11 protein-coding genes and 1 tRNA gene are annotated in these 12,253 nt (G+C 56.2%); 10 read left to right on the top strand and 2 right to left on the bottom strand.

Annotated elements, in window-relative coordinates; genetic code table 11:
* Positions 1–3: 3 nt before the first annotated feature.
* Together cydB and QP400_RS08575 are read right to left on the bottom strand one after the other, a co-directional pair.
* A complete protein-coding gene (gene cydB, locus QP400_RS08580) occupies positions 4–1,131 on the bottom strand; it encodes a cytochrome d ubiquinol oxidase subunit II (RefSeq protein WP_004804971.1) in 1,128 nt (375 codons plus the stop codon).
* A gap of 18 nt (positions 1,132–1,149) precedes the next feature.
* Positions 1,150–2,769 carry a cytochrome ubiquinol oxidase subunit I gene (locus tag QP400_RS08575; RefSeq protein WP_004804974.1) on the bottom strand — a complete coding sequence of 540 codons (1,620 nt, stop codon included), beginning with the start codon at positions 2,767–2,769 and terminating at the stop codon, positions 1,150–1,152.
* Positions 2,770–3,149: 380 nt separating this feature from the next.
* Between QP400_RS08575 and QP400_RS08570 the strand changes: the two genes are divergently transcribed.
* The 10 genes from QP400_RS08570 (at position 3,150) to QP400_RS08525 (ending at position 12,125) form a co-directional block, all read left to right on the top strand.
* Entirely contained in the window at positions 3,150–5,504 is a 2,355-nt protein-coding gene (locus tag QP400_RS08570) for an Rne/Rng family ribonuclease (RefSeq protein WP_004804976.1), read from the top strand.
* A gap of 143 nt (positions 5,505–5,647) precedes the next feature.
* Positions 5,648–5,956, top strand: a complete 309-nt coding sequence (rplU, locus tag QP400_RS08565; protein ID WP_040314638.1) for a 50S ribosomal protein L21 — start codon at positions 5,648–5,650, stop codon at positions 5,954–5,956.
* A 27-nt stretch (positions 5,957–5,983) separates the two neighbouring features.
* Positions 5,984–6,235 (top strand): 50S ribosomal protein L27, encoded by a 252-nt coding sequence (rpmA, locus tag QP400_RS08560; RefSeq protein ID WP_004804982.1) that lies wholly within the window; start codon positions 5,984–5,986, stop codon positions 6,233–6,235.
* 76 nt (positions 6,236–6,311) lie between these two features.
* Positions 6,312–7,826 carry a GTPase ObgE gene (obgE, locus tag QP400_RS08555; RefSeq protein WP_004804983.1) on the top strand — a complete coding sequence of 505 codons (1,515 nt, stop codon included), beginning with the start codon at positions 6,312–6,314 and terminating at the stop codon, positions 7,824–7,826.
* Positions 7,805–8,944 carry a glutamate 5-kinase gene (proB, locus tag QP400_RS08550; RefSeq protein ID WP_285462638.1) on the top strand — a complete coding sequence of 380 codons (1,140 nt, stop codon included), beginning with the start codon at positions 7,805–7,807 and terminating at the stop codon, positions 8,942–8,944. The genes obgE and proB overlap by 22 nt, the downstream gene beginning before the upstream one ends.
* A 1-nt stretch (position 8,945) precedes the next feature.
* On the top strand, positions 8,946–10,196 hold the full coding sequence (locus tag QP400_RS08545; protein WP_048707430.1) for a glutamate-5-semialdehyde dehydrogenase: 1,251 nt from the start codon (positions 8,946–8,948) through the stop codon (positions 10,194–10,196).
* Between the two features lie 50 nt (positions 10,197–10,246).
* Positions 10,247–10,855: a nicotinate-nucleotide adenylyltransferase gene (gene nadD, locus QP400_RS08540; protein ID WP_048707427.1), complete on the top strand. Its 609-nt coding sequence runs from the start codon at positions 10,247–10,249 to the stop codon at positions 10,853–10,855.
* A gap of 112 nt (positions 10,856–10,967) precedes the next feature.
* On the top strand, positions 10,968–11,357 hold the full coding sequence (gene rsfS, locus QP400_RS08535; protein ID WP_285462636.1) for a ribosome silencing factor: 390 nt from the start codon (positions 10,968–10,970) through the stop codon (positions 11,355–11,357).
* Positions 11,354–11,956 carry a histidine phosphatase family protein gene (locus tag QP400_RS08530; protein ID WP_048707422.1) on the top strand — a complete coding sequence of 201 codons (603 nt, stop codon included), beginning with the start codon at positions 11,354–11,356 and terminating at the stop codon, positions 11,954–11,956. Before rsfS ends, QP400_RS08530 begins: the two co-directional genes overlap by 4 nt.
* Before the next feature lie 96 nt (positions 11,957–12,052).
* Positions 12,053–12,125 (top strand) — tRNA-Ala (locus QP400_RS08525).
* Positions 12,126–12,253: the final 128 nt, after the last annotated feature.

Here is a 12,253-nt window from a genome sequence, read left to right as displayed (position 1 = left end):
GGACTAGCCAACTAGGAAGTTAGCTCCTGAACGAACCTTGTCCCATACAACGCCGGGGTTGGACGAGACATCATCAATAGAGATCCGGTCCCGGAACTTCCAGTAGCTCCAGCAGGTGTATCCCAGCACAATCGGTACCAAGATGACCGCAACGATAGACATCACGATCAGGGTGGAGTTAGTGGAGGAGGCCTGCTCGATCGTTAGGTTGAAGGCCGGGTCGATGCTGGACTTCATTACCGACGGGAACATCGAGGCGAATACCCACGCCACTGCGCTGGCAATGCCAACACCAGAGCAGATGAAGGCTAGGCCGTTACGGTCGATGAAGGCAAAGAATGCCGAGGCGATGAACGCCAGAGCGGCGATCACTAGCGGGATCCAGCCGAAGAGCTTCTGCGAAGAGTAGGCGAACTGGCCCCACAGTGCAAACACTGCAACCAGTGCGACTGCCACGATGGTGGCCTTCTTAGACAGAGCCTTGAAGCGGTCGAACACGATGCCGGTGGTCTTCAGCTGACCGTACAGGGTCGCATGTGCGAACCACACCGCAGCGAGCATTAGGCCGCCAAGGATGGTGTACGGAGTGAGAAGCGAGAAGAAGCCGCCGGTCAAGTTGTGAACGTGGGTCTGTAGTAGAGCCGGGGTCACATCTGCCGGGTTTACACCGACGAGCGGATTCTTCGGATCCACAACCTGGATCTTCATGCCCTGGATCAGATTTGCGAAGGCAACGCCGAAGAGGATCGGTACGAGCCAGGCTGCAACCACGTGCATTACGTCCCAGCGTGCCCTCCACTTTTCGGAAGCAACCTTTGCGCGCCATTCAACGGCAGAGATGCGCAGAATGAGGCAGACCAGAATGAGGAAGAGTGCCAGGTACATACCCGAGAACATCGTTGCATACCACTCGGGGAATGCTGCGAAGGTAGCGCCGCCAGCGGTCAGAAGCCATACTTCGTTGGCGTCCCAAACCGGCCCAACAGTGCGAATAACCTGGGTGCGTTCCTTGTCGTTCTTGGCCACGAACGGGAGAGTCATCCCAATTCCTAGCGAGAACCCTTCGAGGAACAGGTAGCCAGTCCAGAGGACGGCGATAAGGATAAACCAGAGAACCTGTAGAAATGTCATTTTTTGTCCCTCAAATCCTTAGTACGCGAACGATAGCGACTTGTCGTCGGCGTGTTCGGCGTGCTCTTCAGACTCCTTAGGAGTGTGCACGCCTTCCTTCGCGTAGCGGACCATTAGCAGGAACCAAACCACACCGAGTGCACCGTAAAGAACGGTGAACAGAATCATGGTTAGCAGTACCTGCACGGCCGGAACAGCGCCAGAAACGCCATACTGGGTGAGCATCCACACCTGGCCAACAGGGTCGGCGAGGTTGTTCGGGAATACGACGAAGGGCTGGCGACCAATTTCGGTGAAGATCCAGCCGAAGGCGATGCCTAGTAGAGGCATCGGCATCATGGCCAGGCCGAACTTGGAGAGCGCGGTCGAAGTGGTTACCTTGCCCTTGCGGGTGGCGTACAGGCCGATGATTGCGAACAGTACCGACAGCAGACCAAAACCGATCATTGCGCGGAACGACCAGAAAGTAGCCATAACCGGCGGGGTGACCTTATCGACTCCGTAGTCGCCAGCGTAGGCTTCGTTCAAGTTGTTCATGCCCTGAACTTCGGTCGAGGGCGTGTTGCCCGACAGGATCGAAGCAATGGACGGGATCTCGCCAATATGGGTGATTCCCTTGCCGTCCTTACCGCATTCGTTGCCGAAAGCGGCAATGGTGAACGGGGCGTGTGACTGCGTCGAGCAGATGGCTTCTGCGGCGGCCATCTTGGTGGGCTGTTCGGCAACCATGTGAACGCCCTCGGCGTGACCGGTGATAGCGGTCAGAATGCCCGAGATGAGCATCAGCATCAAACCAAAGCGAACAATGGGATGCCAGATGTTCTTAGATTCAGCCAGTGCCTCGGAACGGCCATCACCAGCGGCGGGGTGAACCTCAGAGGAGTTAGTGCCAGCTACCGAAGAGCCGGTAGTGGTTGCGCCGGTCGTCTTTGCGGCTTCTACCTCGGTTACTGCGGCGGAGGTAGTTGCTCCGGTGCGAGCGGTCCGCACCATCCACCACATTGCTACGCCTGCGATAAGCCCGGCGCTAAGCAGCCACGAGGTAGTCAGAACGTGAACCCACGCGAGCCACAGGGTGGGATTGAAGACAACCTTCAAGAAACCAGAAGTGCCGTCCAGTTCGGCGCGCCCGGTTTCGGGGTTGAACACAGCCCCAACCGGGTGCTGCATCCAGGAGTTAGCGCCGATAATCCACAGTGCAGAGGTGTTGACACCGAGAGCGGCGAGCCAAATCATGGCGGTGTGAGCCTTCTTAGAGAGGCGTCCCCAACCGAAGATCCACAAACCGATGAAGGTGGATTCTAGGAAGAAGGAGAGCAGGGCTTCCACTGCCAGGGGAGCGCCGAAGATGTCTCCGACGTAACGGGAATACTCAGACCAGTTCATGCCGAACTGGAATTCCTGCACGATACCGGTGGAGACACCGAGCGCGAAGTTGATTAGGAAAAGTTTGCCAAATAGCCGCGTCGCCTTCAGCCAGTAATCTTTACCGGTGCGTACCCACATGGTCTGCATGCAGGCGACGAATAAAGATAGACCGATGGTGAGCGGAACCAAAATGAAGTGGTAGACGGTAGTAATACCGAACTGCCACCGCGCCAGAGTGAGCGCATCTAGCGCTGTCGGGGCGACAGACATTTTCTATGCCTTTCCGCTTGAATGGGTAGATCTATTGATACTTGCGTTGTCTATCGGTAGGTAATTGCACCCACTTGATGACAACCATGTCATTAAGATACTAAACAACTGTTTAGAATTCATAGAAATCGCCAGCGTTTTGATGCTTTTTCTGCGGGTTAGCTCTAGTTACCACCTGATTGTTTTTCGCATCACTAGTATCACTTAATCCTTAACCTGCTTCCTGTGGAATAATGGAACAAGTTGCCGAGCTGCGCATCCCAAGCTCGGTGGCTTTCTCCGGCCCGCGGGCCGTTGTTAGAAAGCGTGAAAGACTTCCGCGCCAAGGCGCGAGACGGGACGGCAGATGCGTGCCAGTCCGCAAAATAAAGGAATATCTAGTGTCTAAATCAACTGAACAGTCGACGGTGGCACCCGCACCGGCCGCCACGTTGCTTTTCCAAGCTCCCGATCTGGCGAACGCAGTGCCCGCTCCAGTGCAACAGAGCGCAGGACCTGAAAACGAGAAGCATTCTGACAAGAAGTCCAAGGGGACGAAGTCTGCGAAAAAGGGTGACGAGCAGGCTTCGAAGAAGAAGTCTCGTTCTAATAAGAAGAATGAGTCGGCAAAGCCGGATTCTGACGCAGAAGAAGCAGGCGAGCAGAAATCCTCACGGAAGACGCGGAGGCGCCGCCGTAGTAGTGACTCAAAGCAGTCCAAGGCTGAAGCTGACAAGTCGCCCTCGAAAGAAGAGAACGAGGATGCCGAAGAAGAATCCTCTTCTAGGCGGCGGCGCCGCCGTAGGCGATCAGCTGGGGCGGACGATTCGGTAGCTTCGACTGAAGAAGTAATGAACGAAGTCACCGCCCTCAAGGGGTCGACTCGTCTGGAAGCTAAGAAGCAGCGTCGCCGTGAGGGGAGAAGAGAGGGGCGCAAGCGCCACTCGATTACCGAGGCTGAGTTCCTTGCCAGGCGGGAGTCCGTAAAGCGCGACATGATAGTTCGCGAAGAGGACGGCCTCAACCAGATTGCGGTCCTCGAGGACGATCTGCTGGTCGAGCACTACGTTGCCTCGCACACGCAGGTGTCGATGGTCGGCTCAATCTTCCTGGGCCGAGTGCAAAACGTGTTGCCTTCGATGGAGGCTGCATTCGTTGACCTGGGACGCGGCCGTAACGCTGTTCTCTATGCTGGCGAGGTTAACTGGGACGGTCTGGGGATGGCAGGTAAGCCACGCAAGATCGAGCAGGCGCTAAAATCTGGCGACAAGATCATGGTGCAGGTCACTAAAGATCCGATTGGGCACAAGGGAGCCCGTTTGACCGCCCAAATCACCCTGGCGGGGCGCTACCTGGTCATGGTCCCGGGCGGCAACATGATGGGTATTTCCCGGAAGCTTCCGGGTTCCGAGAGGTCTAGGCTCAAATCGATTTTGAAGGACGTGGTTCCCAAAGGCAACGGCGTCATTGTCCGCACAGCCGCCGAGGGCGCAACCGAGGAGCAGATCCGTGCCGACATTGAGCGCCTGGCTAGCCAGTGGCAGTCAGTTCAGGACAAGTCAGCGAAGGCCACCAAGGCTCCGATGCTTTTGAAAGGTGAACCGGAACTAGCACTCCGGGTAGTCCGAGACATTTTCAACGAGGATTTCAACTCGCTTGTAGTCCAGGGCAAGGACGCGTACAAGTCGATTCACGATTACGTGAAGGAACTCAGTCCAGACTTGCTAGACCGGGTGCATCAGTGGGCGAAGAATGATGACATTTTTGCTGCCCACCGTATTGACGAACAGCTAGCCAAGGGCATGGACCGAAAAGTCTGGCTACCTTCGGGGGGCTACCTAATTATCGATCGCACCGAGGCGATGACGGTGATCGACGTTAACACCGGCAAGTACACCGGTGGCAAGCAGGGGACTCTAGAGGAAACAGTTACCAAGAACAATCTAGAGTCGGCTGAAGAGATCGTTCGGCAGCTGCGCCTGCGCGACATTGGCGGCATCATCGTCATCGACTTCGTGGACATGGTGCTTGAATCCAACAGGTCGCTGGTGCTCCGCCGACTCATCGAATGCTTGGGGCGGGATCGCACTCGCCACCAGGTAACTGAGGTAACCGCCCTCGGGCTGGTCCAAATGACCAGGAAAAGGGTGGGCCAAGGCCTGGTCGAAGCCTTCTCGACCCCATGTGAATGCTGCGATGGTCGCGGTTTCATAGTGCACCAGCATCCGGTTGAACGAGGCGAGACCAACGCTGCCGCCAACAAGAAAGATAAGAAGGCGGCGCAAAGGCGGAAGGAAGCGGCCAAACAAGGAGCCTCCTCTGAACGGGTCCACGAGGCCGACCAGAAGACGCGCGATACTCTAGCGGCTATTGCTAAGGCAGCCGAAAAGTCCCATGAAGGTCCCACCGAGTCCGAGGCGCGCATCCAGCGGGGGCAGGCTGAACAAAACAGCGCAGAGGCTACCGAAAATAGGCCGCCGAAGGAAAAACAGCCCAAGGAAGGTCACTCCAAGAGCAACCGCAAAGAAAAGCGGAATACACCACATTTGGAACTTCCCGAGGTAAAAAGCGCTAATAAGCGGAAACGCGCTGCGAAGATGGATATCTCCGATATTCAGCTTCCCGATCCGAAGTCGGGTGCGGAAGGGGAATCTAAAGAGGAAACTCCTAAACGGCGCCATCGCCGTCGTGCCGCAACTTCGGCCTCGGTGAAAACTGACTCCTCCAGCTCGACTAGTGGAGTCATGATTCGGTAGGCGTGATGTCGCATACAATCAGGTCAAGGTGGTTGCTCTAACGGGTATAAAACACGTAACCTTGATCGTCGGTGCGCACTTTGCGCGAGCAGCTTAGGTTGCTTTTAAAATTTGTCCATATCAACAAGAGGAATGAGTCTAACGTGGTCTACGCGATCGTCAAGGCCGGTGGCCGCCAGGAGAAGGTCTCCGTCGGAGACGTTATCGTCGTCGACCGGCTGGATGCAGCAGTAGGTGACGAGGTCACCTTCCAGCCCGTCATGATCGGCGATGGTGGCAAGGTCACCACCGATGCCTCCGCCCTGGAAAAGGCAACTGTCAAGGCAGAGGTCCTCGAGCCTACTAAGGGCCCGAAGATCAACATCATCAAGTACAAGAACAAGACGGGTTACCGCAAGCGTCAGGGCCACCGTCAGCCACTGACCGCGGTGAAGATCACCTCGATCGCCTGATCTTTACTACTAAGGAAGCGTGAAAATATGTCAACTAAGAAGGGTCTTAGTTCGTCCCGTAACGGCCGTGATTCGAACGCGCAGCACCTTGGTGTGAAGCGCTTCGGCGGTCAGACCGTGAACGCAGGCGAAATTCTGGTCCGCCAGCGCGGCACCCACTTCCACCCCGGCGTCAACGTCGGCCGTGGCAAGGATGACACCCTGTTCGCCCTGGCAGCTGGAGCCGTTGAATTCGGCACCCGTCACGGCCGCAAGGTTGTAAATATCGTCACTGCCTAGGTTTTAGGCTTTCAGTGGGGGCGGACGTTGTCCGCCCCCATTTTTGTATATCCTGGCTACTTGTAAGGAGTAACCAATGGCTAACTTTGTTGATCGAGTAACCCTCAGTGCTGCCGGTGGCAACGGCGGTCACGGCTGTGTCTCTATTCGCCGTGAAAAATATAAGCCGCTGGGCGGTCCCGACGGTGGCAACGGCGGTCACGGTGGTTCGGTGATTGCCCGCGTAGACATGGGTACGACCACGCTTTTGGACTTCCACCACCTGCCGCATCGGCGCGCAGAAAATGGCACTCCAGGTATGGGGGATATGCGTTCTGGCAAGAACGGAGCGGATCTAATCTTGCCGGTTCCGCAGGGAACCGTGATCAAGGATCAGGCCGGCAATGTGCTGGCCGATCTGTCTGCTGAAGGCCAGGAATACATGATCGCGTCTGGCGGTGCCGGCGGGCTAGGCAATAGTGCGCTTTCCTCGAAGAAACGCAAGGCGCCGGGGTTTGCGCTGCTAGGCGAACCGGGCAGCGAGGCGACAGTTGTCATGGAGCTCAAGTCTGTCGCCGACGTGGCGCTTGTAGGCTTCCCATCTAGTGGCAAGTCCTCGCTAATTGCTGCTTTGTCGGCTGCTCGCCCCAAGATCGCAGACTACCCCTTTACGACGCTGGTTCCGAATCTGGGGGTAGTAAAGGCCGATCAGTTCCGCTACACCATTGCGGACGTGCCGGGTCTTATTCCCGGAGCGTCGCAGGGCAAGGGCCTGGGTCTGGACTTCCTTCGCCATATTGAGCGGTGCTCGGTTATTGTGCACGTCCTGGATGCGATTGCCTTCGAGCCAGATCGCAACCCCGTAGATGACCTGCAAACTATCGAGGACGAGCTGTCTAACTACGAATCTGATCTAGACAAGCTGGAGGGCGTGATTCCTCTAGCGGAGCGCCCGCGCGTAGTCGTCCTCAACAAGGTCGATCTGCCTGATGGCAAAGACATGGCGGATATGGTGCGCGAACAGCTAAAGCAGAGGGGATGGCCACTTTACGAAGTGTCGGCACTTTCTCATGAAGGGCTGCGCGAACTGTCTTTCGCCCTCGGCAAGCTTGTGGAAGAACAGAGGGCGAAGATGCCGGCAGAACCGGAAGTGCGGCAGGTGCTTCGGCCTGCCCCCGTAGGGGCGCCGAAGATTACGGTCACTAAGCATACTCGGGACGGAGAGCCGCTGTACCAGGTGCGCGGTCGCAACCCGGAGCGCTGGGTAATCCAAACAGACTTCGGTAACGATGAAGCGGTTGGATACTTGGCAGACAGGCTCAACGCAGCAGGAGTGGAAGATCTGCTGCTAGAAGCCGGGGCGCATGCCGGAGACACTGTAGTTATCGGTGATATAACCGATGGCGTCCTGTTCGATTGGGAACCCACGATGTCTACCGGAGCCGAATTGCTCGGCCGCCGCGGCGAAGACCTAAGGTTGGACCAACGCTCCCGCCCAACCAGGGAAGAAAAGCGCCGTGACTACTACTCGCGCATGGATGCAAAGGCTGCGGCTCGCTCTGAGCTGGCTGCCGAGAAGGAAGAGGGACTATGGACGGATCCCGACCTGTAGAAGCAATAGCTACTGCCAGAAGAATCGTTGTAAAACTAGGTTCTTCTTCGCTCACCCGCTCTGATGGCGGGCTAGACCTAAACCGGCTTGACCGGGTGGCAGCCTTAGTTGCCAGCCGGTGTAGCCGGGGTGGGCAGGTAGTGATAGTGTCATCCGGTGCGGTAGCGGCCGGCATGACGCCACTGAGATACGCTCGCCGCCCTCGCGATCTGGCCGCGGTGCAGGCTTGTGCCGCCATGGGGCAGGGACTCTTGGTGGCGCGTTGGTCTGCTGCTTTCCAAGCCCACCACAAACTAGTTGCGCAGATCTTACTGACAGGCGATGACGTGATGCGCCGGTCTCATTACAAGAATGCCAAAGCCTCCTTCGAGAAGTTGTTGAGTCTTGGGGTAGTGCCGATCGTAAACGAAAACGATGCGGTTGCTACCGGCGAGATCCGTTTCGGCGACAACGACAGGTTGGCAGCACTGGTTGCCCAACTTGTTGATGCAGATCTTCTGGTATTGGCCACCGATGTGGACGGTCTTTACGACAAGCCGCCCTCACTTGAAGGAGCAAAACGGATCAAGACCGTCCGCAGTGCCAGCGATGTTGCCGGAGTGCGGGCGAGCGGGGCTGGCAAGGAGATCGGCACAGGGGGCATGGTCACCAAGCTACATGCCGCGACAATGGCCACGTCCTCGGGAATTGACACTCTGCTACTGGCCGCAGATGACCTTTCGCAAGGGCTGGCCGGGGCTGACGTAGGCACCTGGTTTAAGGGGTGTGGCAAGCGCCGCCCCTCTAGGGCGGACTGGATAGCGGACGCCGCCCGTGTGGCAGGTTCCGTAAAAATTGACGAGGGTGCAGCGCTAGCCGTAGGGAAAAAACATTCTTCGTTGTTAGCTGCTGGAGTGGTAGGTGTAGAAGGTACATTCCCCGCCGGCTCGGTGGTAGAAATGCGTTACCAGGACAGCGTCCTAGGCAGGGGAGTAGCTGGCTTCTCGTCGGTAGAAATCGAACAGATCAAAGGCCTAACCTCAGAAAAAATTGCGCAAATTGGAGAAGTGGCAAGACCTGTAGTCCACCGCGACGATATGTCGGTAAGAGCCACAGATGTAGAAGCAGCGGGATTCTAATATGAACGATCAAATAGTGCAGCGAGCACAGCTCGCACGTAAGGCGCAACGGCAGCTACGCAGCGCAACCACTGCGCAAAAGAACGCGGCCTTGAATGCAATCGCTGGCCAGCTTTTGCAAGACGCTGAAGAGGTGCTCCACGCAAATCGCCTAGATGTAAAAGCAGGCAAAGACAAGCAGATGAGCGCCGGACTGCTTGATCGCCTTACGTTAACCCAAGACCGCCTTGAAAATATTGCCGCCGCAGTGCGGCACGTAGCAACCCTGGCTGATCCCATCGGACAAATAGTTCGGGGAAGTCGACTACAGAATGGGTTGGACCTGACGCAGAGGCGGGTACCAATTGGGGTACTCGGCCTCATCTATGAAGCCCGCCCCAATGTGACTGTAGACGTGGCCGCATTGGCGCTGAAATCTTCCAATGCGGCGCTGCTACGAGGGGGCTCAGCTGCCCGCTACTCCAACATTGCCCTGATCCGGGTGATCGGGAAGGCTCTAGTTCGGACTGGATTCGATCCCAATCTGATTCAATCCCTAGATGACCTGGGTAGGGAAGGGGCGAAAGGATTGATGCTTGCTCGCGGCTCGATCGATCTGCTAATCCCTCGGGGCGGTAAATCCCTCATCCAGACAGTGGTACAAAACGCGAAGGTTCCGGTCATTGAAACTGGAACAGGCAATTGCCACATCTACGTTGACGCCAGTGCAGACATAGACCAGGCAGAGGCCGTGGTATTAGACGCAAAGACCTCTAGGGTGGGCGTGTGTAATGCCGCAGAAACCCTGGTGATCGACGAAAATGTTGGCGCCGAGGCAGTAATTAGGTTGTGCAGGAAGTTGCTGGAGGCGGGCGTGCGTCTGCACGCTGACCCGCAGGTGCGCGGACTTGTCCCACAAGCGTTGCAAGCCACTGAGAGCGATTGGGATACCGAATACCTGTCGTTGGATATGGCAGTGAAAATGGTATCTGGGCTAAAAGAAGCTGTTTCGTTTATTAGCGCGCACTCAACTGGCCACACAGAAGCGGTGCTGGCTACGGACGCGCGCGTAATAGAAGAATTCACCGAGCAGATAGATTCCGCCGCAATAGCAGTAAATGCTTCCACAAGATTTACTGATGGTGGGGAGCTTGGGCTCGGCGCCGAAATTGGTATCTCGACTCAAAAAATGCACGCGCGCGGTCCTATGGGGTTAGAGGAACTTACAACTACTACCTGGGTATATACCGGGCGGGGACATGTTAGGGGATAGCCCTTGCACTTTCGCGGTATCATTACCCCTAACTTTAGAGAGGAACGACAATGGCAGTGGGGCCAGGAACTAAATCTAAGCGAATTGGGATTATGGGCGGCACCTTCGATCCGATCCATAATGGACACTTGGTAGCTGCCTCTGAAGTGCAGGATGTCTTCAATTTGGACGAGGTAATATTCGTCCCCACCGCGACCCAGCCGTTTAAAAAGGGTAGGCGAGTGACACCCCCGGAGCATAGGTACCTGATGACGGTAATCGCTACCTCTGAAAACCCTCGCTTCACGGTATCTAGGGTAGATATTGATCGAGGAGGCACGACATATACGATCGATACTCTTCGCGACCTTCGTGAAGAACGCCCAGATGCCGAATTCTTCTTTATAACGGGCGCAGACGCACTGGCAAAGATCATGCAGTGGAAGGACCACGAAGAGATGTTTAAGCTGGCCCATTTTGTGGGGGTATCCAGGCCGGGGCATGAACTTCCTGAGGGCGTTGCCAATGACAATGTGATGAGCTTGCTGGAGGTGCCTGCTCTTGCTATTTCCTCAACTGACGTGCGCCAACGTGCCTCGAAGGGTTCGCCTATCTGGTATCTGGTTCCTGACGGGGTAGTGCGCTATGTAGACAAATACGATCTGTACCAGGATCTGTAAGCGGGATAAATCGCGGAAAAGTTCGTGTCTAATATGCCTTACCCCGGTTCCTAGATATGCTGTAACTGGGTGTTAGCCCTGACCTTTATAACCGAATTACCTTAGGAGCCCTGTGGCTGTTAGCGATACTGTCCTGTCCGCTGTCCACGTTGCCGCAAAAGCTGCGGCAGACAAACTTTCCGAAGATATTGTCGCAATTGATGTTTCTTCTAGATTGCCTTTTGCAGACGCATTCCTTCTTGCAAGTGCCGACACGGATAGGCAGGTCAAGGCTGTCGTGTCTGCGGTAGAAGATGAATTGCGCGAACTAGGCTTCTCTGTGCAGAGGCGGGAAGGCTTGGAGGCCGCTTCATGGGTGGCGGTAGAGGCCGATGGACTTATGGTCCATGTGTTCCAGCCCGAAGAACGTCACTACTACGGACTTGAACTACTGTGGAAAGACTGCCCGCGCATTGATATCTCGGCAGATATCCAAAGTATTCCTGCCGCGGTGACTGCATGAGCCAGATCGTCTTTCTGCGCCACGGTCAAACAGATTTCAACCTGCAACGGCGCTACCAAGGGCGAGTCGACATTCCCCTGAATCAGACGGGTGTCGAACAGGCTGAACGAGCAGGCGAGGCTCTAGCCCGCCAGTTCGCGTTTGAACGTATTATTTCGTCGCCACTATCTAGAGCTAAGCTCACTGCGCAAGCTGTTGCCAGCAGGCTCGGCTTGGATGTAGAAACCGACCCGAGGCTGATTGAGCGTAGTTACGGGCAGGTTGAAGGGCGTACTTTCGACGATTTTAAGTTGGATTTTACTGCCGAATACGCCAGTTACAAGGTCTGTGGGGAATGCCCACAGTTGCAGATAGAACCACGATGCGAAGTAGCAGAGCGTTTCCGGGAGGTGGTGGCCGAAGTGACCGCTGATCTTGATGGAGCCGCGCTATTTGTTTCGCACGGTTCTGCAATAAGCCAGGGAATTGCTGGAGTGCTTCGCCTGGACGCATCGGTTTGGCAGGGCATCGGTGGGCCGGATAACTGTCACTGGTCGGTTCTGTCCTCTGGCACCCGCGCTCCGGGATGGCGTCTTACCGCCCATAACGTTGGAGTGTAGCCACAAACTCAAATCGTGAGCAGGGACACGCTATTTCGATTTGGTTTTTTCGCCCTCCGCCCGCTAAGCTTATGGAGTCCGAACGGGACAGCCCAAGGGGCTATGGCGCAGTTGGTAGCGCGCTTCCATGGCATGGAAGAGGTCGGGGGTTCGAATCCCCCTAGCTCCACAAACAACCCGCAGCTGAGGCTGCGGGTTTTATTATTATGGCCCCGTCTCGGGGTTAAGGGTCAAAATGTGTGTCTGGCTCGGCGTGTCGCGGGGGTTAGATTTGGCCTTTTTGAATGCCGATTGAGT

This window comes from Winkia sp. UMB3158 (assembly GCF_030217145.1).
Lineage (GTDB): Bacteria > Actinomycetota > Actinomycetes > Actinomycetales > Actinomycetaceae > Winkia > Winkia anitrata.
The sequence above is the reverse complement of the archived record's forward strand: the minus strand, read 5'-3'. Positions and strand labels throughout refer to the sequence as shown.